Origin of the sequence: Brevundimonas sp., assembly GCF_036732845.1 — a bacterium.
Taxonomy (GTDB): Bacteria; Pseudomonadota; Alphaproteobacteria; order Caulobacterales; family Caulobacteraceae; genus Brevundimonas.
Map to the genome: position 1 here is coordinate 1 of NZ_DAINBO010000031.1, position 22,975 is coordinate 22,975.

Genomic DNA, 22,975 nt, shown 5'->3' on the forward strand with positions numbered 1-22,975 from the left:
AGACGATGGCGTTGGACTTGACGTGTTTGGCCACGGTGAAGGCGAACAGCATGTCCTGGATCTCGGTCGGCGTCGGCTGGCGACGGGTGACGATCTTCAGATCCCCCGCCGTGATGCGGGCCGTGTCGCGCGACTGGACCAGGAAACCGCCCGAGACCGAGCGGAACACTTGGCCGGGCGCCAGCGGATCGGGCAGGCCGTCGGTCAGCAGCAGGCGCAGGTTCTTCTTGGCCGCGAACACGGCCTGGGCCGCCTCGTCGGCGCCGGGGGCGATGACCACCTCGGTGAAGATGTCGGTGATCAGGCGCGCGTCGGTCTCGGTCAGAGGCCGGTTGACCGCCACCACGCCGCCAAAGGCCGAGACGGGATCGCATTCCAGCGCGCGCGCATAGGCTTCGCTCAGGTCGGCGCCGACCGCCACGCCGCACGGGTTGGCGTGTTTGACGATGACGCAGGCGGGGGCCTGAAACTCGGCCACCAGCTCATAGGCGGCGTCGGCGTCGGCGATGTTGTTGTAGCCCAGCTCCTTGCCCTGAAGCTGGCGGGCCTGGGCCACGCCGGGGCGGCGCTCCGCAGTGCGATAGAAGGCGCCCGACTGATGCGGGTTCTCGCCGTAACGCAGGGTCTGGGCCAGGGCGCCGGAGATGGATTTGCGCGCCGGGGCGGCGTCGCCGACCTGACCGGCGAACCAGGCCGAGACGGCGGCGTCATAGGCGGCGGTGCGGGCGAAGGCGGCGGCGGCCAGGCGTTTGCGCTGGTCCAGCGTGGTTCCGCCCTGGGACGCGGCCTGCGCGACCTCTTCGGCCGAGGCGCGGTCGACGCAGACGGCGACATAGCCGTGGTTCTTGGCGCCCGAGCGGATCATGGCCGGGCCGCCGATGTCGATGTTCTCGACCGCCGCCTCGAAACCGCCGCCGGACGCAATGGTTGATTCAAACGGGTAGAGATCGATCCAGACGATGTCGATGGGACCGATGCCGTGGTCGGTCATGGCCTGGGCGTGGGCCGGGGCGTCGCGCACGCCCAGCAGGCCGCCGTGAACCACCGGATGCAGAGTCTTGACCCGGCCGTCCATCATCTCCGGGAAACCGGTCAGGTCGGCCACGTCCTTGACCGGCAGGCCCAGGGCCGCGAGGGCCGCCCGCGTGCCGCCGGTCGAGACCAGCTCGACCCCCGCCGCGTGCAGGGCGCGGGCGACATCCTCAAGCCCCGCCTTGTCGGACAGGGAGATCAGGGCGCGCTGCGGCGCCACGCGGTCGGGCGCGGGCGGAAAATCGGGGGCGGCGGGCATGGGAGATGTCCGTTCGGCTGGATGGGGAGGGGGAGACGCGGGGCGTCTAGCACTTAGAGCCTCCCCGGAGAAGCGCGGTGATCGGGGGAGGATTTTAAGCCGGGTCCCCCGGCGCGCCGGCCGGGCTGAGTTTCCAGCGGATGCGGGTCTCGGCGTCGGTGCGGGCCGAGCCGCGCACCACGATCTGAAGCGAGCGGCGGGTCAGGCCGTCGTCGATATGGACGCTGGGTTCGATGGCCACGTCGGGACCGTCGGTGCGGAACCACCAGCCCCGGCCCGAGGCGCCGCGCAGCAGGATCGAGCGCCGGTCGCGGGCCAGGGAGGCCGAGACGCCGGGTTCGAGCTGGAACCGGATCGCATAGGGGGCGGCGATGGCGCGCACCACGTCCTTCTGGCCGGGGACGGGGTGCAGCCGCTCCTCGGCGCGCAGCTCGTCCAGCCGCTGGTCCAGATAGAGGCGGCGCTGGTGCAACAGGCCGTGCGGCGCGGCCCAGCCGTCGTGCTGCATCTCCAGCCACAGGGCGCCTTCGCCCTCTCTCTGCTCGACCTCGACATGGATCGGGCGGCCGACCAGGCGGGCGCCCAGAAGTTCGGCCTTCCAGCCGCCCAGAGGCTCTCCGGTCGACTGTTCGCCCAGGGTCAGGGTCGAATGGCCCGGCGTCAGGCGCAGGCCTTGGCGGTCGGCGGCGCGCGGGGTCCAGCCGCAGCCGGTGATCAGCCGGTCGCGCCCGCAGGCGATCTCCAGCGCCAGGGGCTGGGCGCAGGCGGCGCCGGACCATGAGCCGCGCGGCGGGGCGGCGGTGTCGGCGATGACGGTCAACAGCGGGCTTCGCAACCGCACGAAGCCGCCGACGCTCTCCATGCCGGGCGAGGCGCCGGGGGCGTAGGGATCGGCGCCGTGGTCGTCGTGGGCGCGGGCGGCGGCGACGCGGACGGCGGTCGAGGGACCTCCCCCCTGAAAGGTCGCCACGCGGCCGTCGGGCAGGGTCAGGACGCGAAAGGCCGCGGTCAGTCGGGCGATGGTTTCGGACACCGCCTCGGGCGTCGCCTCGCTGAGCTGGGCCAGGGCGTCGTCCAGCGTCAGCAGGTCGAGCAGTAGCTCCAGACCGGTCTCGGGCGCGTGCGAGGCGTGGGCGCCGTCGGGGGCCACGGCCTGGCGCAGGGCGCGCGGCAGGCCGCCCAGGGCCGCCTTGCGCACGCCCACGCCGGGAGGTCCGGCCAGGACGCAGCCGGCCACGGCGGCGGCGGTCAGGCGCTCGGCCCGTCCAGCGGTTCCGCCCGGCGGACGCAACAGTTGACGCGCCTGGCGGCCCAACAGATCGGCCAGGCGAAGACGTTCAGGCTCGGCGGCGACCTGGCCCATGCGGCGCGCGGCGCAGGACAGGTTCATGACCCGGCGGGCCAGGATGTCCGGTCCCCAGGCGAAGGGCGACCAGCGGGCGAAATGATCGCCCCAGGCCAGGGTCAGGCGCAGGGCCTCGCGCGCGCCGCGCTCGCCGTGCAGCATCAGGCTGGGCAGCCAGGCGAAGGCGTGCAGCTCGACCGCGAAGGCGCGGCTGGGGCTGGGCCGGTTCCACGGATCGCCGCCCGGTTCGATGTCCTGGCTCAGGCCCGCCAGGCTGAAACGGTTGGACAGGATCAGCTTTCCGACCCCCGGATCGGCCGGGCGGAAGTCGCGCGGGGTGGCGGCGAAGGCCGTGGCGGCGGGCGGCTTCAGCGTCAGGGCGTAGCCGGGCAGGCCGTACAGCTCGATCCACAACTGGCGGGTCAGCATCCGGCTGAGAATGGCGGGCCACAGGCCGGGACCGGTGACCGCTCCGGTCGGCTTGACCGGGGTGCGCACGGGCGCGCCGTGCAGGCCCGGAATCTGGCCCGGCCCGACCGAAGGCTCCTCACGCGAGAAGGGACCGAACGGACTCATGCCGGCGATTTGGCCGCTTTCAGCCCCGCGATATTGGCGGCGTAGGCGTCCGGCCCGCCCCGGAAGACGGCGGTGCCGGCCACCAGGGCGTCGGCCCCGGCGGCCACGCAGGCGGCGGCGTTGTCGGCCGTGACGCCGCCGTCGACCTGCAGATGCGCCTTGGACCCGGCGCGATCCAGGACGGCGCGGGCGCGGGCGATCTTGTCCAGCGCCGAGGGGATGAATTTCTGGCCGCCGAAACCCGGATTGACCGACATGATCAGCACCAGATCGACCAGGTCGACGACCTCTTCCAGGATCGACAGGGGCGTGCCGGGGTTGAACACCACCCCCGCCTTGGCCCCCAGCTCGCGAATGGCGCCCAGGGTGCGGTGCAGGTGCGGCCCGCTCTCGGGATGGACGCTCAGGATGTCGGCCCCGGCGTCGCGATAGGCCTTCAGCCAGCCGTCGACCGGCGCGACCATCAGATGCACGTCGAACGGCAGGCTGGTGTGCGGCCGAATGGCCTTCACGATGTCGGGACCCAGGGTGATGTTGGGCACGAAATGGCCGTCCATGACATCGACATGGACCCAGTCGGCCCCCGCCGCCTCCAGGGCGCGCACCTCCTCGCCCAGACGGGCGAAATCACTGGCGAGGATCGACGGACAGATCAGGGGCGCGGCCATGATCCGGGGATAAGGCGGGTCGAGCCGGGGGGCAAGGCGACTTGGACCCAAGCGCGATACGTGTTCTACTCTTGTTCCATGAATAAAGCAGACGATTCCATGCCCGTTCTGGCTAGCGCCGAGCCAGTGCGCGTGTTTGAGGACGGCGACACCGGGGACCGCTTCCTGATCTACAGCACGGGGAAGGGCATTCGGGCGGAGCTGAGGTTCGACGGCGAACGACTCTGGATGACCCAGGCGCAGATGGCGCGGATGTTTGGGCGCGATGTGTCCGTAGTGTCCCGACACATTGCGGCGATCCTCGAAGAAGGCGAACTCGACGAGGCGACTTCTTTGCAGAAAATGCAAACAAGCGGCCTGGGAAGGCCGAGCGTCATCTACAGCCTCGATATGGTGATCTCGGTCGGTTACCGAGTGAGTTCCGCTCAGGCGACGTTGTTTCGCCGCTGGGCCACTGCAGTGTTGGTGCGCTTCGCCACCAGCGGGTTCGTGATCGACAGCGAGCGTCTGAAATCGGGCGGCGAACAGGATCGTGTTGCTGAACTTCGCGAGATCATTCGCGACATCCGCAGTTCGGAAGCCAACGTCTATGCCGAGATTCGGCAGATATGTTCGCTGTGCCAAGACTATGATCCGAAATCGGACAGGTGGCGCGAGTTCTACCGCAATACACAGGCGAAGTTCTGCTACGCGGTGACGAACCAGACGCCCGCACAGATCATCGTGTCACGCGCCGACGCCGATGAGGAGAACATGGGGCTGCAAGCCTGGTCGGGCGATGCGGTAAGGGCCGCCGATGTCACGGTCGCCAAGAACTATCTGCGTACGCCGGAGATCAAGGAGCTGAATCGGCTGACGGATATCCTGCTTTCGATCTTCGAGGATCAGTTGGAGATCGGGCGGCTGACGACCATGACCGAGGCGGAGACCCTGTTGGACAGGCAGTTGCGGCAGTTGGGCCGCATACCCCTCATGCATGGCGGCGAAGTGAGCAAGGAGCGCGCGGACGGCGAAGCCCGCGGACAGTACAAGCTCTTCGACCAACGGCGAAAGGCTGTCGAAAAGGCCCGTGTGGATCAGGAGTACGCGGAGCTTCGACGGCAATCGGGCGAACTGCCGAAAACGACCCGTCGCAAGCTGAAACCCTAACCCACGCGCTCCAGCCTCGCCGCGAAGAAGCCGTCCAGGCCGCCGTGTTCGGGCCATTGGCTGGGCAGGATGCGCAGCCAGCCTTCGGCGGTCAGGGCGTCGGCCGGGGCGCCGACGGCGGCCGGGTCGGCGGGGGCGGTCCTGAAGGCCGGGTTTCGGCGCAGGAAGGCCAGGATCTGGGTCTCGCCCTCCTCACGCTCCAGCGAACAGACGCAATAGACCAGCCGTCCGCCGGCTTTGACCCGTTCGGCGGCGACGTCGAGCAGGCGGTGCTGAACGTCGGCCAGTTTGGCGATGTCGGCGGGGCGGGTGGCGCGCAGCACCTCGGGATTGCGGCGATAGGTGCCGGTGGCGGTGCAGGGCGCGTCCAGCAGCACGGCGTCGAAGACGCGGGCGTCGTCCCAGTCCTCGGCCGGGACGGCGACGACCTGGGCCGAAAGGCCGGTGCGGGCCAGATTGGCCGACAGCCGCTTCAACCGGGTCGCGGAACGGTCCAGGGCGACGACCTCGGCCCCGGCGGCGGCCAGTTGCAGCGTCTTGCCGCCGGGCGCGGCGCACATGTCCAGCGCGGTCTCGCCGGGCTGGACGGCCAGCAGGCGGGCCGGAACGGCGGCGGCGGCGTCCTGAACCCACCAGTCGCCGGTCTCGAAGCCGGGCCATTGGGCGATGTCGCCGCGCCGGCCTGTGCGCACCGCGCCGCCGGGCAGGACGAAGCCGTCCAGGCTTTCGGCCAGGGCGGCGGCGTCGACGCCCGGCTTGACGCCCAGATCGGTCGGCGGCTCGTCGCGGCCGGCCAGGGCCAGGCCGACCAGGGCGGGTTCGCCATAGGTGGCGCGCCAGCGGGCGGCGATCCAGTCGGGCAGGTTGGCTTCGGCCGTGGTCAGGCCCGGCCCTTCGCGGCCGATGGTGCGCAGCACGGCGTTGACCAGGGCCTTGTAGGGCCGGGTCTTGGCGTCGCGTTCGGCCAGTTTGACGGCGGTCGAGACGGCGGCGAAGGCGGGCGTCTCCAGGACCAGGGTCTGGGCCAGGGCGACGCGCAATATGGTCATGACCGCGTCGTTCGGCTTCGTCTTGAGCCGACGGTCGAGGATCTGGTCGATCTCGCCCAGGCGGCGCAGGGCGGCCATGGCGACGGCGCGGGCGAAGGCCCGGTCCTGGGGCGGCAGGGCGGCGACTTCGCGGTAGGACAGGGCCTCGTCCAGGCCGTTGCGCTTCTCCAGCGCGGCGTTCAGCAGCACCCCGGCGGCGATGCGGGCCTCGACGCCGACATCGGCGTCGGGACCCTCGTCTTCACGCGGCGGCGTCTCGCGGCGGGGCGGGCGGGGACCGCGCGCCTTTTCGGCCATGCGGCGGCCGCGCGCGTCCGAGCTTTTCCCGCCGTGAGGGGGGCGGCTCAAACCGACACCTGGGCGCCCATTTCGACCACGCGGCCGGGCGGGATGTGGAAGAAGTCGGTCGGATTGGCGGCGTTGCGCATCAGGAAGATGTACAGCCGGTCCTGCCATAGCGGCATGCCCTGACGCGCCGACGGCACCACCGAGCGACGGCCCAGGAAGAAGCTGGTCGACATGATGTCGAACTTCAGACCCTGTTTGCGGCAGATGCCCAGGGCGCGCGGCACGTTCGGCGTCTCCATGAAGCCGTAGGTGACGACGATGCGTTTGAAGTCTTCGCTGATCGGCTCGAACGAGACGCGCTTGGACTCGGGCACGCGCGGCCGGTCGGCGGTGCGGACGGTCAGGATGATGTTCTTCTCGTGCAGCACCTTGTTGTGCTTGAGATTGTGCATCAGGGCGACCGGGGCGATGTCGGGATCGGACGTCAGGAACACCGCCGTGCCGGGCGCGCGATGGGGCGGCCGGGCGCGCAGCATCTCGATCAGATCGGCCAGCGGCAGACTGTCCTTGCGGGTCTTTTCGGACAGGATCTGGGAGCCGCGCACCCAGGTCCACATGATCAGCAGCAAGACCCCGCCCAGGGCGATGGGCATCCAGGCGCCCTGAGGGATCTTCAGCAGGTTGGAGGTCAGGAACACCAGATCGAGCGCGACCAGGGGGGTGATCACCGCCAGGCTGAGCGGCAACGACCACTTCCACAGCCTCCTGACGATGAACCAGGCCAGAAGGCTGTCGACGAACATCGAACCGGTCACGGCGATGCCGTAGGCGGCGGCCAGGGCCGAAGAGGTCTTGAAGGCGAACAGCAGGACCAGAACCCCGACCATCAGCATCATATTGACCGAGGGCACGAAGATCTGGCCGGCCTGGCTTTCAGAGGTGTTCCTGATGTCGATGCGGGGCAGAAGGCCCAGTTGCACCGCCTGTTGGGTCACCGAGAAGGCGCCGGTGATCACCGCCTGCGAGGCGATGACCGTGGCGATGGTGGCCATGATCAGGACGGGCCAATAGGCGGCCTGGGGCACCATCATCCAGAAGGGGTTGGCCGCCGCCTCGCGATGATCCAACACCAGGGCGCCCTGGCCCAGATAGTTCAGGGTCAGGCAGGGCAGGACGAACCAGATCCAACCGGCCCGGATCGGCGCCTTTCCGAAATGGCCCATGTCCGCGTACAGCGCCTCGGCCCCCGTCACGGCCAGGAAGACGCTGCCCAGAATGACGAAGCCCAGGAAGCCGTTGTCGATCAGGAACAGCACGCCGTAATGCGGCGACAAGGCCCGCAGGATCGAGAGGTCGTCGAAGATGTGATACAGGCCCAGCCCCGCCAGGATCAGGAACCACAGCGCGGTCAGAGGGCCGAAGAATTTCGCCACGCTGGCCGTGCCGCGCGACTGGACCATGAACAGGGCGATCAAGATGCCCGCCGCGATGGGCAGGATGTAGGGCGCCAGGGCCGGGCCGATGCTCGGCGCGTCCTTCAGGCCCTCGACGGCGGACAGAACCGACACCGCAGGGGTGATGACGCCGTCGCCGTAGAACAGGGCCGCACCACAGACGCCCAACAGGAAGATCAGGCCCGATCGCCGACCTATGGCGTGCTGGGCCAGGGCCATCAGGGCCAGGGTGCCGCCCTCGCCCTTGTTGTCGGCCCGCATCAGGAAGACGACGTATTTCAGCGTCACGACCAGGATCAGCGCCCAGAAGACCAGGGACACGACGCCCAGCACGGCCAGTTCGTCCGTGCCGCCGCCGCGAGAATGATGCAGGGCCTCGCGCATGGCGTAGAGCGGGCTGGTGCCGATGTCGCCGAAGACCACGCCGATGGCGCCGATGACCAGGGCGCGGAAGCCCGCGCCGCCGTGGTTGTCGCCGCCGTGGCCGTGGCCGTGGTCGTGCGCGGTCGCGTCGCCAGGGGTCGCGGCGTGCGACGGAGGCGACAGCGAGGGCGTGGATGGGGAAGAGGAAGAGGCGGCGGAGGCTGCGCTGTCGCCGCGGGCGTCTGGCCCGGCCATTCGGTTTCTCCAGGCGTCGCCGGGGAGGGGCGGGCCGTTCAAGAGCCGCGGGCTGATAGCCCCTTTCCGCGCCCGGTTCAATCGCGACCGCGTCGCTTTGGCCGCACCCGGTTGAGGGGGCGATGTTTGTGAATCCCCTCGTGCGCGCCTAAGTAGAGACCAGCATCATGTCCGACAGCCAGCGTTTCCCCGTCGCCGCCCACGCCCTGGCCTATCTGGCCCATAAGGGGGCGTATGCGCCTGCCCAGGCGGCGCCCAGCGCCGTGCTGGCGGCCTCGGTGCCGACCAATCCGGTGGTGATCCGGCGGGTCACGGCCATGCTGGCCAAGGCCGGGCTGATCGCCACCCGTTCGGGCGCCTCGGGCGGGTCGTGGCTGCTGAGGCGGCCCGAGGACATCCGCCTGGACGAGGTGCTGCGGGCCGTCAACGGCTGCGCCCACCTGGGTTCGCCGCCGGCGGGGGCCAAGGGCTGTCCGATCGGCGAACACATTCCGCGCCAGGTGGCCAAGGCCCTGTGCGCGGCCGACCGGGCGGCGGCGGACGCCCTGTCCAAGGTGACCATCGCCGACCTTCTGGCCGAACAGCCCGCCAGCCTGGCCGGGATCAAGCTTCCGGCCAGGGTCCCCGCTTGAAACGGACGATCCTGGTCACCGGCGCCTCGGCCGGGATCGGCGCCGACATCGCCCGCGAGGCGGCCCGACGCGGCCATGACCTGATCCTGACGGCGCGGCGCGCGGCGCCGATGCAGGCCCTGGCCGAAGAGATCGGCCAGACGACCCAGGCGGCGGTGCTGATCGCGGACCTGGCCGATCCGGCGGCTCCGGCGCGGCTCGCGGCGGAGATCGCCGAGCGCGGGCTGACGGTCGACGGCCTGGTCAACAACGCCGGATTCAGCCGCACCTCAGGCTTTCTGAACACCGATCCGGCGGACCATGCGGCCATGGTGCGGGTCATGCTGTCGGCGCCGGTCGAACTGACGCGGCTGTTCGCGCCGGGCATGGTTCAGCGCGGCTACGGCCGCATCCTGAACGTCGCCTCCCTGGCCGGTCGGATGCCCGCCACGGGCGGCGACACCCTGTATGGGCCGATCAAGAGCTTCCTGATCAAATGGTCGCAAGGGCTGCATCTGGAGATGGCCGGGACGGGGGTGCACGTCACCGTGCTGAACCCCGGCTACACCCTGACCGAATTCCACGACGCCAACGGCACGCGCGAACAGGTGTCCGGCGCCTATCCTTCATGGATGTGGCAGACCTCGCCGCACGTGGCGCGGATCGGCTGGGCGGCGGTCGAGGCGAACCGGCCCAGCGTCACCCCGGGCGTGATGAACAATGTTCTGGGCGGCCTGGCCAAACACCTGCCCGACGGCCTGGCCCTGAGGATGGTCGGCGGCCACGCCAAGCGGCTGGGGCGAGTGTAGGACGGTCCAAATTCCGCCGATCTTCGAGCGCCCGATCCCGGCGAACGAGGACAGGTCGATGACACAGGCCGAACGTGACGTCCTAAGCAAGGTCCCCGCCGTCACCCTGGGGTTCTGGATCATCAAGATCCTGGCCACGACGCTGGGCGAGACCGCTGGCGACACCGTCAGCATGACCCTGAATCTGGGCTATCTGACGGGGACGGCGATCTTCGCCGTGGTCCTGATCGGCCTGGTCTGGATGCAGATCGCGGCGCGCCGGTTCCACCCCTTTCTGTACTGGGCGACCATCGTGGCCTCGACCACGGCGGGGACGACGCTGGCCGACTACGCCACGCGGTCCCTGGGCATCGGCTACACCGGCGGTTCGGCCCTGCTGTTCACCGCCGTGATGACGTCGCTGATCGCCTGGCGGCTGGTGGTCGGGTCGGTCGATTCCGACACCGTGGCCTCGCGCCGGGCCGAGATCTTCTATTGGCTGACCATCACCCTGTCGCAGACGCTGGGCACGGCGCTGGGCGACTGGGCGGCCGATACGGGCGGGTTCGGCTATCTGGGCGCGGCGGCCGTGTTCGGCGGCCTGCTGGCGGTCGTGGCCGCCCTGGCGCTGTTCACGCGGGTCAATCGGGTGCTGCTGTTCTGGACCGCCTTCATCCTGACCCGCCCGCTGGGAGCGGTGGTCGGCGACTTCCTGGACAAGCCGATCGACCACGGCGGCCTGGCGCTGAGCCGGCCGATGGCCTCGGCGGTGCTGGCGGTCGCCATCGTGGCCCTGATCCTGATCCTGCCGCAGAGGCCCGGACGGGGCCACGGCGAGGCGGCGGCCTGATCCCCCTCAGTGTCCGCCGGTCGGATAGGGCTTGGTCACGCCCGAGCTGATCATGCCCGGCAGGGCCTCGGACAGGCCCATCAGGATGAACTGGATCGCCAGGGCGCACAGGATCAGGCCCAGGACGCGCACGATGATCGACATGCCGACCTCGCCCAGGATGCGGCTGAGCGGCCCGGTCAGGGCGAAGCACAGGAAGCTGGCGGCGGCGGCGGCGGCGATGGCGATCAGGCCCGCGGCCTGGCCCGCCGGGCCGACCTTCTCGGCCTCGCCCGCCTGAATGATGATGGTCGAGATCGCCCCCGGCCCGATCATCAGCGGGATGGCGAAGGGCACCACCAGCCGCTGGAACCGCCGGCGGGCGTAGCCGCGCACGTCCATGGCGTCCTGGGCGGCGTCGGAATCGGTGAAGGACTTCAGGAAGTCCTCGCGCGTCATGTCCAGCCCCAGCAGCAACAGCAGGATGCCGCCCGCGATGCGGAAGGCCGCCAGCGAAATGCCGAAGAATTGCAGCAGGCTGAGACCCGTGAAGAAGAAGAAGGTCAGGAAGGCCGCCACGAACAGGCAGATCAGGCCCGCCACCGACAGGCGCTGACGCATCGAGGCCCCGGCGGTGGCCGCCGCGAAGATGGGGATGTTGCCGATCGGATCGACCAGGGCGAACAGGGCCACGAACAGGTTGACCCCCAGATCGACCGCGTTCATGAGCTGCCCTCGCCTCTAAAACCGAATTGCGCCGTTACCGCTGATTAGCGGAGCGGACGGGAGCCGTCGATGACCTCGCCGCTGTTGAACGACCCGCGTCTGATCGTCGGGCTGGACCTGCCCTCGGTCGAGGCGGCGCGAGACATGGTGGACCGCATCGGCGACGGGGTCGGTTTCTACAAGATCGGCCTGACCCTGCTGGCGCGCCCCGGCGGCGTGGCCTTCGCCCATGAGCTGAGGGCGCGGGGCAAACAGGTGTTCCAGGACTGGAAGCTGCACGACATCGGCGCCCAGGTCGAAGGCGCCGCCCGCGCCGTGGCCGACGGCGGCTGCGACCTGCTGACCGTCCACGCCCAGCCGCAGGTGATGACGGCGGCGGTCAGGGGCGCCGGGGGAACGGGGACGAGAATCCTCGCCGTGACCGTGCTGACCAGCCTGTCGGACGCGGACCTGAAAGACATCGGCTATGGCGCGACGGCGGCCGAACTGGTGGCCAAACGGGTCGGCCAGGCGCTGGACTGCGGCGTCGACGGGGTGGTGTCCAGCCCGCTGGAGGCGGCGGCGGCGCGGGCCATGGCCGATGCGGCCGGACGGCCCGACTTCCTGATCGTCACCCCCGGCGTGCGGCCGGCGGGCGCCGACCGGGGCGACCAGCAACGGGTCGCGACCCCGGCCGAGGCCCTGAACGCGGGGGCCAGCCATCTGGTGGTCGCGCGCCCCGTCACGGCCGATCCCGATCCCAGGGCGGCGGCGGCCCGGATCGCGGCGGAGATGAGCGCGATCAGGCCGAGGGGGTGAGCAGGGCCGTCGAGGCGGCCTCCAGCCGGGTCTGAAGCTCGGTCATGAACTCGGCCCGTTTCAGGCCAGGGGGAATGGGCGGCAGGAATTCGAACACCACCACGCCGGGGCGGCGGATGAAGCCGTGGGCGGGCCAGTGGACGCCCGAATTGGTCGCCAGCGGCCAGCAGGGGCAGTCCAGGTCGCGATACAGAGCGGCGATGCCGGGCTTGTAGTCGGGTTCGGCGCCGGGCGGCTTTCGCGTGCCTTCGGGGAAGATGACGATCTGGCGGCCTTCGTCGCGCCGGGCGCGGGCCTGTTTGACCATGTCCTTCAACGCCTTGGCGTGGGCCGAGCGGTCCACGGCGATCATCTTGGTCTTCCAGGCGAACCAGCCGAAGAAGGGCAGGGGCCGCAGCTCCTTCTTCATGACGATGCAGGGGTCGTCCAACAGGGCGAAGGGCACGACCACGTCCAGCATCCCCTGGTGCTTGCCCGCGATCAGGGCCTGGCCGACGGGGCGATGCTCAAGCCCCCGGAATTCGACGCGGACGTCGGCGATCCAGCGCAGGCCGAACAGCACGAACCGCGCCCACAGCTTGATGACCCCCATGGCGTAGCGATGCGGCCCCAGCAGCGCCGGCGACAGGCCGACGGCGAACAGCGGCATCGACAGATAGAGCCACAGGGTGAAGCCCAGCGAACGCAGCACGATCACGATTTGGCGCCCGCCTTCACGCCCGCCGTTTCGGCGGCGGCCTCCATGGCCGGTTGAGGATCGACCGAGCCGCCGGTCAGCTTGCGCACGCCCTCGCGGGTCAGGACGGCCAGGTATTTCATATATTCCAGCGTCATGCGCCGGGCCGTGACGGCGGCGCGCCACCAGCGGCTGTCGTCCAGCGCCGGGGTGGAGACGGCATAGGGGGTCAGTTCGACCCCCGGCGCGGCCGAGCGGATCTCCACCAGGCTGCGCGGCATATGATAGTCGGAGGTGACCACGATCAGGCTGTCATAGCCCTTGGCCCTGGCCCAGGCGGCGATCTCCTGGGCGTTGCCGGTGGTGGTCTCGGCCTCGAAGCCCAGGTCGACGCAGCAGTTGAACAGCCGGTTCGAGCCGGGGGTCAGGGCGCGCAGCTCCTGGCGGCGCACCTCGCGGTTGACGCCCGAGATCAGCACGCGGCGGCCCTTGCCCTGCTCCAACAGGCGGATGGCGGCGTTGACGCGCTCGGCCGAAGGACCGGTCAGGGCGACGATGGCGTCGGCGCGGGCCGGTTCTTGCGCGGGCGTCAGGCCGCGCACCCGCTCGGCGAAGGCGAACAGCCCCACCAGCCAGACCAGGGCGACGATGCCGAGGAGGGCGAGAAACTTCATCGGTCCCTTCTATCGCCCAGGGCCGCGCGGGCCAAGGTCGCGCATCACCGCCAGACGCGCCGCGACGACCGCCGCCGCCGCGGCGATCAACGGAACCGGCGACAGCAGGATCAGGTCGGACCAGGCCACCGGCAGGGCGGGCGTCAGCCCCTCCGACCCGCCCAACAGGCGCAGGCCGGCCGTCAGCACGGCGGCCGAAGCGGCGCCGATCAGGCCGGACGCGGCGGCCAGCAGGCCGTAACGCCGCATGAACTGACCGGCGATGAAGCCGTCGGCCGCGCCGTTCAGGCTCAGGGTCTCGATCACCGCGCGGTTGGCGGCCAGGCCGGCGCGGGCGGCATAGACCACGGCGGCCCCGGCGGCCCCCGCGACCAGCAGGAAGGCGGCGGCGGCCAGGGCGGTGATCACGGCGGCGGCGCGCTGGACCTCGCCGCGCCACTGGGAATGGTCGTCGACGCTGGCGTCCAGCCCGGCCTGGGCCAGGGCGCGGCTGAGGGTCGGGGCGCTGGCGGGGGCGTCGGGATCGAGATGCACGACCACCAGCATGGGAATGGCCAGGTCGGGCAGGATCGCGTCGCCCAGCCAGGGCCGCAACAGGGCCTCGGCCGCCTTGCGGTCCAGGGCCTCCGCTTCCGAGACGCCGTCGACGCCGGACAGGGTCTCGGCGGCGCGGGCGGCGGCCGTGTCGCCCGATTCTCCGGCGCGGGGCCGGACCTGGACCGTGGCCTCGGCGCGCAGGCGCCCGGTCCAGCCATGGGCCGCGCGGTCGGCCGCCGCCCCGCCGACGGCGGCCAGACAGGCCAGGAAGCACAGCACGGCGATCACCGCCGCCAGCCACGGCTCGCCCGCCGCGTCGCGGGGCAGGAGGTCGGGTCGCTGGAGGCGCCGCATCATCGCACCGTCTCCAGCCGTCCTTGATCCAGCCGCAGCACGGCCGCGCCGGAACGCCGGGCCAGGGTCTCGTCGTGACTGGCGATCAACAGGGTCGTGCCCTGCCGGTTCAGGGTCTGGAACAGGCGCAGCAGTTTTTCGGCCATGGCCTTGTCGACGCTGCCGGTCGGTTCGTCGGCGACGATCAGCTCGGGCCGGGCCAGGACGGCGCGGGCGATGGCCAGCCGCTGTTTCTCGCCGCCGCTGAGGGCCGGGGGGCGGGCGTCCATGCGGCCGCCCAGCCCGACCCAGCGCAGCATCTCCTGAACGTCGGCGGCGTAGTCGCGCCCGCCCGCCAGGCGCAGCGGCAGGGCGGCGTTGTCGAAGGCGCTCAGATGGTCCAGCAGGCGAAAATCCTGGAACACCGCGCCGATGCGGCGGCGAAAGGCGGGCACAAGCGCGCGCGGCGCCTCGGTCGCGTCCTGGCCGAACAGGGTGATTCGCCCCGTCGTCGGCCGTTCGGCCAGGGTCAGCAGCTTCAAAAGCGTCGACTTTCCAGCCCCGGATGGCCCGGTAAGGAAGTGGAAAGAGCCGCGCGGCAATGTCAGGTCGATGCCCCGAAGCACGTCGGGCGCTTCCGCATAGCCGAAACCCACGCCCTGGAGTCGGGCGGTCACGGGCGAGGCGGCGGTCTCGGCGCGGCGGGGTTCGGGCGTCATGGGTTTCTAACTTGGTCAGCGGGGCCGTCGCGCGCCGCAGCGGGAGGGGGCGGATCGCCTCGCAGTCAGACGACATGATACTGACCTGCCCCGCTTGCGCCACCAGCTATTTCGCCCCGGACGAGGCGATCGGCCCGACCGGCCGCAAGGTGCGCTGCCAATCATGCGGCGAGACCTGGAAGGCGATGTCCGAAGAGCCGCTGGAGCTGACGGCCGCCGCGCCCGCGCCCGGCTTCACCCCGCGCCCCGATCCGGTTCCCAGTTTCGACGCCGATCCCGAGACCGAAAGCCTGGCCGAGACGCCCGCGCCGGAACTGCCCAAGGCCTTCCGCGCCCGCGCCGAACAGCAGCGCCGCCTGCGCCGCGCCGCCGCCCACGGGGCGGTCTGGGCCGGTCTGGCCAGCGTCTTCGTGGCCATTCTGGGGGCCGGGTGGCTGTTCCGGGTCGATGTGGTCGAAATGTACCCCCGCGCCGCCAGCGCCTACGCCGCCGTGGGGGCCAAGGTGAATCCGACCGGTCTGGATTTCGAGGCCGTGGGCGCGCGCGCCCTGACTGACGATCCGGGCATGGTGCTGGTCTCGGGCGCCCTGAGGAACGTGCGCGAGCGCGAGATCGTGGCCCCGGCCGTGCGCGTCGCCCTGTTGGACGCCCACGGCGCCGAGGTGGGTCACGCGGTGATCAGGATCGACGCCGCCCCGGTGCTGCCGGGCAAGGTCCAGGGGTTTGCTGTGCGGATCGCCGATCCGGGCGGCAAGGCGGCGGGCGTCGGCGTCGATTTCGTTCTGGCCTCGGCCGAGCCGGAACGCGGGGAAGCGCCGAAACCGGCGGCCCGTCCGGCCGTGCGGCGGCCCCCGGCGGCGGCCGAGGCGGGCCTGCGTCCGGCCATGGGCGAGGCGATCGACACGCCCATGGACGCCCCGGTCGAGGCGACGCCGCTGGACGCGGCGCCGGTCGAGGCGGTATCCGCCTCGCATCATGGCTGACGCAACCCCCACGCCCACCGTTCTGCTGCCCGAGACCGAGGTCCGCCGCATCGTCGACGACCTGGCCGCCCGCATCGCCCCCGTCATCGACGACGAGACGGTGGCGGCCGTGCTGTTGACCGGCGGTCTGTGGTTCGCCGCCGACCTGACCCGGGCCTTGGCGCGGATCGGGCGCAACGTCCGTTTCGACGCCCTGTGGCTGGCCTCCTACGGCGACGAACAGAACAGCCGGGGCCGGATCGACATCCATGCCGACTTCCAGCGGCCGATCGTCGGGCGCCGGGTGCTGATCATCGACGACGTCTTCGACACCGGCCTGTCGCTGGCCGAGGCGGTGCGGATCGCCAAGGAGAAGGGCGCGTCCCAGGTGCTGACCGTGGTTTTCGCCAAGAAGCCCTGGCCCTTGCCGCGCGCGCCCGAACCGGACTTCGTCGGCTGGGAGGCCCCGAACCGCTTCTTGGTCGGCTACGGCTTGGACCACGCTGGAGCCTTGCGCGGCCTGCCGGACGTGTGCGCGCTGGATTGAATCGTCCTTCTCCCCTTGGGGGAGAAGGTGGGCCGCGGAGCGGCTCGGATGAGGGGTAAGCCTGATCCGACTTCGCTATCGGCCAGTCAGCATGTCTGACAAAGCCCCCTCAACCGTCATGCTCCGCATGACACCTTCTCCCCCAGGGGGAGAAGGATTCAATTCAGCGTCCGACGCCCGCCCGGCACGTCCAGGCTGAAGGCGGGGATGGCGGCCTCGAAATGGCGGCCCAGGTCGTCGGTCATGGCGTAGCTGCCGACCATCGAGCCGGACGAGGTCGAAAGCGGACAGCCGGACGCATAGGCGTAGCGGTCGCCCGGCTGGATCACCGGCTGTTCGCCGACCACGCCGGAGCCGCGCACCTCTTCCACATGGCCCTTGGCGTCGGTGATGACCCAGTGGCGGGCGATCAGTTGGACCGGGCTTTCGCGTCGGTTCTCGATCTCGACCTGATAGGCCCAGACCCAGCGCCCGGCGTCCGGGTCGGACTGCCCGGCCAGATAGCTGGGCCGCACGCGCACGCGGATTCCGGCGCTTTCGGTCTCATAGGCGGGATCGTCGTTCATGCCGCCATGGTCGCCGACGACGGCGCGAGGTCAAGCGCCGCCGCTCCAGACGCGAGCCGGGGGGCGTGACGCGCGCCAAAACCGTGTAAACGGGCCGGATGCACGTCTTTCATTCCGTCCGTTCGGGCATTCTGCCCTGTCAGTCCATCGAGACCCTGATCGCCGGCGGCGCGATCACCTCCGACACGCCGTTCGACGCCGATCAGGTCCAGCCGGCCAGCCTGGACCTGCGCCTGTCCGACGTCGCCTGGCGGGTGCGGGCCAGCTTCCTGCCCGGCCGCCGCAAGGTCGAGGACCGCATCGCCGACGTGGCCATGCACACCATCGACCTCAGCGACGGCGTGGTGCTGGAGAAGGGCTGCGTCTATATCGCCCGGCTGCAGGAGCGGCTGGCCCTGCCCAAGGGGCTGATCGCCCGCGCCAATCCGAAAAGCTCGACCGGCCGGGTCGATGTCTTCGTGCGCCTGCTGACCGATGCGGGCGCCAGTTTCGACGACGTCGACGAAGGCTATGACGGACCTCTGTATCTGGAGATCGCGCCCCAGACCTTCTCCATACTGGTCCGCCCCGGCACGCGGCTGAACCAGCTTCGCCTGAAGGCGGGAGAGCCGCCCAAGCTGGAGACCCGCAGCGTCGGCGTCGATCTTCAAGGCGGCGAGGTGGTGGGGTTCCGCGGACGACGCCACGCGGGGGTCATCGATCTGGACAACATCGACGGCCACGACCCGCGCGACTTCTGGGAGCCGTTGACGTTGCGGCGCGGCGAGCTGCTGCTGGACCCGGGCGAATTCTACATCCTGGCCTCGTCGGATGCGGTCGAGATCCCGGTCGACCAGGCCGCCGAGATGACGCCGATCGACCCCTCGGTGGGTGAGTTCCGGGTGCACTACGCCGGCTTCTTCGACCCCGGCTTCGGCACCGACGAGGCGCATGGCGCGGGGTCCAAGGGGGTGCTGGAGGTGCGGACCCACGACACGCCCTTCCTGCTGGAACACGACCAGATCGTGGCCCGGCTGGTCTATGAGCCGCTGACGGAGAAGCCCACGCGCCTGTATGGCGAGGGCGGCAGCCACTATCAGAAACAAGGGCTGAAGCTGAGCAAACACTTCAAGCCGTGGTGAGAACGTCTGGACAAGACCGGAGATCAGGCGTTCCTTGAAATCTGACTGAAGAGCAGAGCTTCAGCATGGTTCACTCAGATGATTTCATCACTCTGGATATGACGAGCTATTCGCTCTTCGCGATGCTCGCCGGATTGGCTCTGCTCATGGGAGCGGACCAGACATCTCCGGGCTGCACCGGACCTGCCGTCGAGCGCTGCGATTACATAGAAGCGGCCAAGGCCGCGAACTTGGGTCCGAACGACCGTCCCTTTCGATCTTACCTCGGGTTCAACGTCTTTGATCAGGGTTCGTCCGTCTACGTTCAGCAGAGCTTCCCGATCGATGCATTCGTCCACGCATCAGCGGTTCGAATAGACAAGAAAAGCTGCCGCCCCTGCGAGGTGATCTTCTACGGTCACCTGCCACCGCCGATAGACGAGCGTGACTATCCGCGCGGACGATTGATTCAATCCACCACCCCAGAGGATACTGTCGAGGCTGCGGAGTTTCATCGAGAACTCGCGAGCGCAGGCTATTCGGTCGAGTTCGATCGAGGAACGGCCGCTGAGCGCGGGTAGAAGCTGGCCCCTCTCAACTCAACCGATCCGCCTTCCTCAACGCCGGGAACATCGCCGCCCAAAGCCCTGTCGCCGCCAAGGCTCCGATCCCGCCGAACACCGCCGCCCCGATGGGTCCCAGGATGCGGACCATCAGGCCGGAATAGGCCTCGCCCAGTTCGTTGGACGCGCCGATGAACAGCATGGAGACCGAGCTGACCCGCCCCCGCATGGCGTCGGGCGTCGAGAGCTGGATCAGGGTCTGGCGGATGTTGACGCTGACCATGTCGGCCGCGCCGCCGATGAACAGGGCCAGGGCGCTCAGCCAGACGATCTTGGACAGGCCGAAGGTCAGGGTGCAGATCCCGAACAGGGCCACCGCTCCGAACATCCACAATCCGCCGCGCCGCACGATGGGCCAGCGCGCCAGATAGACGGCCATCAGCAAGGCCCCGACCCCGAAGGCCGCGCGCAGCAGGCCGAACCCCTCGGGTCCCACATGCAGGATGTCGCGCGCGAAGATCGGCGTCAGCAGGGCCACCCCCGCGAACAGCACCACGATCAGGTCCAGCGATATGGCGCCGAGAACGACCTTGGTCGTCCAGACGTATTTCAACCCTTCGCGCACTGCGTCCCAGCGGCTGTGCGCCGCGTCGGGCGCGGGCGGGCGGCCGCTGGTCTTGATCAGGAGCAAGGCGGTCAGGCCCAGCAGGAACATCCCCAGCGACACGCCATAGGCCAGGGGCGTCGAGACGCCGACGATGACCCCGCCCAGGGCGGGACCTGCGATGGCTCCGGTCTGGAAGGCGATCGACTGGGCGGCGATGGCGCGGGGCAGGGCGGCCCGGCCGACCACCATGGGCAGAAAGGCCTGGCTGGCCGGGGCCAGAAAGGCGCGGGCCGCGCCGAAGACGCAGGCGACGCTGAGCAGCCCCCACAAGGGCGGCGACCCGTTCAGAGCCATGCCCAGGAAGGCCAGGGCGCACAGGGCCTCGACCGCGATGGAGGCGCCGACGGTGGTCTTGCGGTCGCGCCGGTCGGCCATTTCCCCGGCCGGAAGCGTCAGGGCCAGCAGGGGGATGAACTGCACCAGGCCGACCAGGCCCAGATACAGGCTGGCCTGTTCGATCGGATGGTCGCGCCGGGCGATCTCATAGACCTGCCACAACAGGGCCGAGGACTGGACCTGGATGGCCAGCACCGCCGCGATCCGCCCGAACCACAACAGGCGGAAATCGTTCAGCCGCCAGGGATTGCTCCCGTGCGCGTCCTTGGCCGCCTGAGCGACGGCGGGGGTGATCGGCTCGGGCGCCTCAGGTGCGTCGGTCATGTTTGGGGTAGGGCGTTCCGTCGCGGTGGAAATAGCGGTCGGCCCCGGCGGGCAGGACCATGTCGATGTCGGGATAGTCGGCGCCGTCGCCGACGGGGTTGCGCGTGCCGACCTCCAGCAAGACCGCCTCGGCGTCCGAGCGGTTCTCGATCTTGTGGCCGTTGGCGACCCCGGCCTTGAAGCCCGCGCAGTCGCCCGCCCTCAGGACCGTCTCGCCATCGTTTTCGACCAGCACCACCTCGCCGGAAACGACCCAGACGAACTCATCCTCGGTTTCGTGCCAGTGGCGCTGGCTGGACCAGGCTCCGGCGGGCAGGCGCAGCAGATTGACGCCGAACTGATCCAGCCCGGCCGCGTCGCCCAGCTTGAACCGGCGGCGCGCCTTGCACGGCCCGGCGAATGCCTCGGGGTAGGACGTGCCGTGCCCGGTCGGGGCGGCGTCGATGTCGATCTTGGGCATGGGCTTCTCGCGGGCGGAGGCTGCCTCTAAAGCATAGCCTCATGAGCGGCGCATCCGTCACCCCCATCGATCCCGTCGAACTGACCCGCGACCTGATCCGTCGCCCCTCGGTCACCCCCGTGGACGCCGGGGCCATGGACGTGCTGGAGCGGGTGCTGACCGGCCTGGGCTTCGCCTGTCGCCGCATGGTGTTCGAGGGACCGACCGGCCAGGGCCAGGACGCGCGGATCGAGAACCTGTACGCCCGGCGCGGAACGGCGGCGCCCAACCTCTGTTTCGCGGGTCACACCGACGTGGTGCCGACGGGGGCGGAAACCGCCTGGAGCGCGGCCCCGTTCGAGGCCGAGGTGCGCGACGGGGTGCTGTACGGCCGCGGCGCGGTGGACATGAAGGGCGGCATCGCCGCCTGGGTCGCGGCTGTGTCTCAGATCCTGGCCGAGGGGGAGCCGGACGGGTCCCTGTCGTTCCTGATCACCGGCGACGAGGAAGGCCCGGCCCTGCACGGCACCAAACGGGTGGTCCAGGCCCTGACGGCCGAGGGCGAGATCATCGACGCCTGCGTGGTCGGCGAGCCGTCGTCGCAACAGGCGCTGGGCGACATGATCAAGATCGGCCGACGCGGTTCGCTGAACACCTGGATCACCGTGCACGGCAAACAGGGGCATGTGGCCTATCCCGACCGGGCGGCCAATCCGGTTCCGGTGCTGGCGCGGCTGTTGGCGCGGCTGGACGCCCATGTGCTGGACGCGGGCTATCCCGAGTTCCAGCCGTCGAACCTGGAGATCACCACCATCGACGTGGGCAATCCGGCGACCAATCTGATCCCGGCCGAGGCCAAGGCGCGGCTGAACATCCGCTTCAATCCGGCCCAGACGGGCGACGGCCTGATCGACTGGCTGAACCGCGAGGCGGGCGCCGAACAGGCGGCCTCGGGCCTGCGGATCACGCTGGAGCACCTGTGCTCGGGCGAGGCCTTCCTGACGGAAAAGGGGGCCTTCGTGGCGGCGGTTCAGGACGCCGTGGAGATCGAGACGGGGCGACGGCCCGAGGCCTCGACCACCGGCGGCACCTCGGACGCCCGCTTCATCCGGGCGATGTGTCCGGTGCTGGAGCTGGGCCTGGTCGGCCAGACCATGCACCAGGTCGACGAACGCGCCCCCGTGGCCGAGATCGAAGCCCTGACGCGGGTCTATCGCCGGGTGATCCAGACGGTGCTGGAGCGGCTTTCCTGACCCTTCCCTCCCCCTCGCGGGGGAGGAAGCGGCTGGCGGCCATTGCGTCGGCGGGCGAACGGGGCGATGCGGGAGGGATGAAGCCGACCTCGCCCGCCTTCATCATGCTGTTCGCCGTCAGCCTGATCGCGGCGGCGGGGAACATGGGGCTGCAATCGGTGCTGCCCGCCATCGGCCGTCAGTTCGAACTGGCCGACACCCTGGTGGCCGGAGCCTTCGCCATCTCGGCCCTGATGTGGACCGTGGCCTCGCCGTTCTGGGCGCGGCTGTCGGATCGGCTGGGGCGCAAGCGGGTCATATTGATCGGCCTGGGCGGGTTCGTCGCCTCGATGACCGGTTTCGGCGTCGCGGCGACGGCGGGGCTGGAGGGGTGGCTGGCGCCGCTGGTCGCCTTCGGCCTGATGGCGGTGGCGCGGACCATCTATGGCGTGTTCGGCTCGGCCGCGCCGATCGCGTCCCAGGCCTATGTCGCCGACCGGACCACGGCGGCGAACCGGACCCAGGCCATGTCGCTCTTGGCCTCGGCGCAAGGGCTGGGCACGGTGATCGGGCCGGTGCTGTCGCCGGTGTTCATTCTGCCGTTCGTGGGTCTGGCCGGGCCGCTTTACGCCTTCGCCCTGTTCGGCGCGGTCACCCTGTTGGTGGTGTGGCGACGCCTGCCCAGCGGCGGGGTGGCGCGCATTCCGACGCCCAAGGAGGGCGCGGCGCACAGGGGGCTGTGGCGGGACCCGCGGGTCAGGGACTATCTGCTGTACGGCCTGCTGGTCACCGGCGCCCAGGCGATCAACATCTCGGTGCTGGGCTTCCATGTCATCGACGAGATGGCCGTGACGGGCGTCGGCGTCGGCCAGGCCCAGGCCTTCGTGGCCGTGGCCATGTTCGCGGGCGCGGCCGGGACGTTGATGGTGCAGTGGGGGCTGATCCCCTTGCTGAAGCTGGAGCCGCGCGCCCTGATCCGCTGGGGGGCGGGGCTGGCGTTGCTGGGCAATGTCATCAGCATCGTCTCGCCCGGCTATTACGGCGTGGTGGTCGGCTATGCGGTGGTGTCGATGGGGGTCGGCTTCGCCCGGCCGGGCTTCACCGCCGGAT

The 22,975-nt window shown here is 70.2% G+C and carries 24 protein-coding genes; 11 read left to right on the plus strand and 13 right to left on the minus strand.

All coding sequences use genetic code 11. The annotated features are described in order from the left end of the window. From purH to rpe, 3 genes are all read right to left on the minus strand, one after another. On the minus strand, positions 1 to 1,291 hold a 1,291-nt coding region (purH, locus tag V7D63_RS10380), incomplete at its 3' end, for a bifunctional phosphoribosylaminoimidazolecarboxamide formyltransferase/IMP cyclohydrolase (protein ID WP_333592203.1). 94 nt (positions 1,292 to 1,385) lie between these two features. Further along, entirely contained in the window at positions 1,386 to 3,212 is a 1,827-nt protein-coding gene (locus V7D63_RS10385; protein ID WP_333592204.1) for a heparinase II/III family protein, read from the minus strand. Next, positions 3,209 to 3,880 carry a ribulose-phosphate 3-epimerase gene (rpe, locus tag V7D63_RS10390; protein WP_333592205.1) on the minus strand — a complete coding sequence of 224 codons (672 nt, stop codon included), beginning with the start codon at positions 3,878 to 3,880 and terminating at the stop codon, positions 3,209 to 3,211. The genes V7D63_RS10385 and rpe overlap by 4 nt, the downstream gene beginning before the upstream one ends. A gap of 99 nt (positions 3,881 to 3,979) precedes the next feature. Here rpe and rhuM point away from each other — a divergent pair, with 99 nt between their 5' ends. Next, entirely contained in the window at positions 3,980 to 5,029 is a 1,050-nt protein-coding gene (gene rhuM / locus V7D63_RS10395; protein WP_333592206.1) for a RhuM family protein, read from the plus strand. Here the strand turns inward: rhuM and V7D63_RS10400 are convergent. Together V7D63_RS10400 and V7D63_RS10405 are read right to left on the minus strand one after the other, a co-directional pair. After that, complete coding sequence (locus tag V7D63_RS10400) at positions 5,026 to 6,375, minus strand: RsmB/NOP family class I SAM-dependent RNA methyltransferase (protein WP_442882135.1); 1,350 nt, start codon at positions 6,373 to 6,375, stop codon at positions 5,026 to 5,028. The two genes, rhuM and V7D63_RS10400, sit on opposite strands and share 4 nt — an antisense overlap. A 47-nt stretch (positions 6,376 to 6,422) precedes the next feature. Beyond that, a complete protein-coding gene (locus V7D63_RS10405) occupies positions 6,423 to 8,438 on the minus strand; it encodes a potassium transporter Kup (protein WP_333592208.1) in 2,016 nt (671 codons plus the stop codon). A gap of 167 nt (positions 8,439 to 8,605) precedes the next feature. Here V7D63_RS10405 and V7D63_RS10410 point away from each other — a divergent pair, with 167 nt between their 5' ends. The 3 genes from V7D63_RS10410 to V7D63_RS10420 are packed head-to-tail and all read left to right on the plus strand — an operon-like array spanning position 8,606 to position 10,687. Next, positions 8,606 to 9,070 (plus strand): Rrf2 family transcriptional regulator, encoded by a 465-nt coding sequence (locus V7D63_RS10410; RefSeq protein ID WP_333592209.1) that lies wholly within the window; start codon positions 8,606 to 8,608, stop codon positions 9,068 to 9,070. Then, complete coding sequence (locus V7D63_RS10415; protein ID WP_333592210.1) at positions 9,067 to 9,858, plus strand: SDR family NAD(P)-dependent oxidoreductase; 792 nt, start codon at positions 9,067 to 9,069, stop codon at positions 9,856 to 9,858. The genes V7D63_RS10410 and V7D63_RS10415 overlap by 4 nt, the downstream gene beginning before the upstream one ends. Positions 9,859 to 9,916: 58 nt before the next feature. Continuing rightward, a complete protein-coding gene (locus tag V7D63_RS10420) occupies positions 9,917 to 10,687 on the plus strand; it encodes a COG4705 family protein (protein WP_333592211.1) in 771 nt (256 codons plus the stop codon). A gap of 6 nt (positions 10,688 to 10,693) precedes the next feature. Here the strand turns inward: V7D63_RS10420 and V7D63_RS10425 are convergent, their stop codons facing one another. Then, complete coding sequence (locus V7D63_RS10425; RefSeq protein ID WP_333592212.1) at positions 10,694 to 11,392, minus strand: MarC family protein; 699 nt, start codon at positions 11,390 to 11,392, stop codon at positions 10,694 to 10,696. Between the two features lie 81 nt (positions 11,393 to 11,473). Here V7D63_RS10425 and pyrF point away from each other — a divergent pair, with 81 nt between their 5' ends. After that, the gene (gene pyrF / locus V7D63_RS10430; protein WP_333592226.1) at positions 11,474 to 12,190 is read left to right on the plus strand and encodes an orotidine-5'-phosphate decarboxylase; all 717 of its coding nucleotides are present in this window, start codon (positions 11,474 to 11,476) and stop codon (positions 12,188 to 12,190) included. On the opposite strand, the gene V7D63_RS10435 is transcribed toward pyrF, so the two are convergent. The 4 genes from V7D63_RS10435 to V7D63_RS10450 are packed head-to-tail and all read right to left on the minus strand — an operon-like array spanning position 12,174 to position 15,129. After that, positions 12,174 to 12,887 (minus strand): lysophospholipid acyltransferase family protein, encoded by a 714-nt coding sequence (locus V7D63_RS10435; RefSeq protein WP_333592213.1) that lies wholly within the window; start codon positions 12,885 to 12,887, stop codon positions 12,174 to 12,176. The genes pyrF and V7D63_RS10435 overlap by 17 nt on opposite strands. Beyond that, entirely contained in the window at positions 12,884 to 13,540 is a 657-nt protein-coding gene (locus V7D63_RS10440) for a YdcF family protein (protein WP_333592214.1), read from the minus strand. Before V7D63_RS10440 ends, V7D63_RS10435 begins: the two co-directional genes overlap by 4 nt. A 9-nt stretch (positions 13,541 to 13,549) precedes the next feature. Then, a complete protein-coding gene (locus V7D63_RS10445; RefSeq protein ID WP_333592215.1) occupies positions 13,550 to 14,434 on the minus strand; it encodes a cell division protein FtsX in 885 nt (294 codons plus the stop codon). Next, positions 14,431 to 15,129 carry a cell division ATP-binding protein FtsE gene (locus V7D63_RS10450; protein ID WP_333592216.1) on the minus strand — a complete coding sequence of 233 codons (699 nt, stop codon included), beginning with the start codon at positions 15,127 to 15,129 and terminating at the stop codon, positions 14,431 to 14,433. Before V7D63_RS10450 ends, V7D63_RS10445 begins: the two co-directional genes overlap by 4 nt. Before the next feature lie 74 nt (positions 15,130 to 15,203). Here V7D63_RS10450 and V7D63_RS10455 point away from each other — a divergent pair, with 74 nt between their 5' ends. Both V7D63_RS10455 and V7D63_RS10460 read left to right on the plus strand, forming a co-directional pair. Further along, positions 15,204 to 16,112, plus strand: coding sequence for an MJ0042-type zinc finger domain-containing protein (locus tag V7D63_RS10455; RefSeq protein ID WP_333592217.1), 909 nt, complete (start codon positions 15,204 to 15,206; stop codon positions 16,110 to 16,112). Further along, positions 16,105 to 16,638 carry a phosphoribosyltransferase gene (locus V7D63_RS10460; protein WP_333592218.1) on the plus strand — a complete coding sequence of 178 codons (534 nt, stop codon included), beginning with the start codon at positions 16,105 to 16,107 and terminating at the stop codon, positions 16,636 to 16,638. Before V7D63_RS10455 ends, V7D63_RS10460 begins: the two co-directional genes overlap by 8 nt. A 158-nt stretch (positions 16,639 to 16,796) precedes the next feature. On the opposite strand, the gene apaG is transcribed toward V7D63_RS10460, so the two are convergent. Further along, entirely contained in the window at positions 16,797 to 17,204 is a 408-nt protein-coding gene (gene apaG, locus V7D63_RS10465; protein WP_333592219.1) for a Co2+/Mg2+ efflux protein ApaG, read from the minus strand. Positions 17,205 to 17,302: 98 nt separating this feature from the next. On the opposite strand from apaG, the gene V7D63_RS10470 reads away from it, so the two are divergent. Continuing rightward, positions 17,303 to 18,325, plus strand: a complete 1,023-nt coding sequence (locus V7D63_RS10470) for a 2'-deoxycytidine 5'-triphosphate deaminase (protein ID WP_333592220.1) — start codon at positions 17,303 to 17,305, stop codon at positions 18,323 to 18,325. A gap of 65 nt (positions 18,326 to 18,390) precedes the next feature. Beyond that, entirely contained in the window at positions 18,391 to 18,885 is a 495-nt protein-coding gene (locus tag V7D63_RS10475) for a hypothetical protein (RefSeq protein ID WP_333592221.1), read from the plus strand. A gap of 13 nt (positions 18,886 to 18,898) precedes the next feature. Here the strand turns inward: V7D63_RS10475 and V7D63_RS10480 are convergent, their stop codons facing one another. Beyond that, positions 18,899 to 20,194, minus strand: a complete 1,296-nt coding sequence (locus V7D63_RS10480) for an MFS transporter (protein WP_333592222.1) — start codon at positions 20,192 to 20,194, stop codon at positions 18,899 to 18,901. Further along, positions 20,178 to 20,654, minus strand: coding sequence for a cupin domain-containing protein (locus tag V7D63_RS10485; RefSeq protein ID WP_333592223.1), 477 nt, complete (start codon positions 20,652 to 20,654; stop codon positions 20,178 to 20,180). Before V7D63_RS10485 ends, V7D63_RS10480 begins: the two co-directional genes overlap by 17 nt. Positions 20,655 to 20,695: 41 nt before the next feature. On the opposite strand from V7D63_RS10485, the gene dapE reads away from it, so the two are divergent. Continuing rightward, on the plus strand, positions 20,696 to 21,886 hold the full coding sequence (gene dapE / locus V7D63_RS10490) for a succinyl-diaminopimelate desuccinylase (protein WP_333592224.1): 1,191 nt from the start codon (positions 20,696 to 20,698) through the stop codon (positions 21,884 to 21,886). A 77-nt stretch (positions 21,887 to 21,963) separates the two neighbouring features. Then, positions 21,964 to 22,975, plus strand: a 1,012-nt coding sequence (locus V7D63_RS10495) for an MFS transporter (RefSeq protein ID WP_333592225.1), incomplete at its 3' end; no start/stop codon positions are given.

Coding starts and splice junctions, on each gene's coding strand:
- V7D63_RS10450 (WP_333592216.1), bottom strand. CDS start 15,129: ATGACGCCCGAACCCCGCCGCGCCGAGACCGCCGCCTCGCCCGTGACC.
- V7D63_RS10470 (WP_333592220.1), top strand. CDS start 17,303: ATGCACGTCTTTCATTCCGTCCGTTCGGGCATTCTGCCCTGTCAGTCC.
- V7D63_RS10400 (WP_442882135.1), bottom strand. CDS start 6,375: ATGGCCGAAAAGGCGCGCGGTCCCCGCCCGCCCCGCCGCGAGACGCCG.
- V7D63_RS10480 (WP_333592222.1), bottom strand. CDS start 20,194: ATGACCGACGCACCTGAGGCGCCCGAGCCGATCACCCCCGCCGTCGCT.
- apaG (WP_333592219.1), bottom strand. CDS start 17,204: ATGAACGACGATCCCGCCTATGAGACCGAAAGCGCCGGAATCCGCGTG.
- V7D63_RS10445 (WP_333592215.1), bottom strand. CDS start 14,434: ATGATGCGGCGCCTCCAGCGACCCGACCTCCTGCCCCGCGACGCGGCG.
- rpe (WP_333592205.1), bottom strand. CDS start 3,880: ATGGCCGCGCCCCTGATCTGTCCGTCGATCCTCGCCAGTGATTTCGCC.
- V7D63_RS10405 (WP_333592208.1), bottom strand. CDS start 8,438: ATGGCCGGGCCAGACGCCCGCGGCGACAGCGCAGCCTCCGCCGCCTCT.
- V7D63_RS10425 (WP_333592212.1), bottom strand. CDS start 11,392: ATGAACGCGGTCGATCTGGGGGTCAACCTGTTCGTGGCCCTGTTCGCC.
- rhuM (WP_333592206.1), top strand. CDS start 3,980: ATGCCCGTTCTGGCTAGCGCCGAGCCAGTGCGCGTGTTTGAGGACGGC.
- V7D63_RS10455 (WP_333592217.1), top strand. CDS start 15,204: ATGATACTGACCTGCCCCGCTTGCGCCACCAGCTATTTCGCCCCGGAC.
- V7D63_RS10485 (WP_333592223.1), bottom strand. CDS start 20,654: ATGCCCAAGATCGACATCGACGCCGCCCCGACCGGGCACGGCACGTCC.
- V7D63_RS10410 (WP_333592209.1), top strand. CDS start 8,606: ATGTCCGACAGCCAGCGTTTCCCCGTCGCCGCCCACGCCCTGGCCTAT.
- V7D63_RS10420 (WP_333592211.1), top strand. CDS start 9,917: ATGACACAGGCCGAACGTGACGTCCTAAGCAAGGTCCCCGCCGTCACC.
- V7D63_RS10460 (WP_333592218.1), top strand. CDS start 16,105: ATGGCTGACGCAACCCCCACGCCCACCGTTCTGCTGCCCGAGACCGAG.
- V7D63_RS10385 (WP_333592204.1), bottom strand. CDS start 3,212: ATGAGTCCGTTCGGTCCCTTCTCGCGTGAGGAGCCTTCGGTCGGGCCG.
- V7D63_RS10475 (WP_333592221.1), top strand. CDS start 18,391: ATGGTTCACTCAGATGATTTCATCACTCTGGATATGACGAGCTATTCG.
- V7D63_RS10440 (WP_333592214.1), bottom strand. CDS start 13,540: ATGAAGTTTCTCGCCCTCCTCGGCATCGTCGCCCTGGTCTGGCTGGTG.
- dapE (WP_333592224.1), top strand. CDS start 20,696: ATGAGCGGCGCATCCGTCACCCCCATCGATCCCGTCGAACTGACCCGC.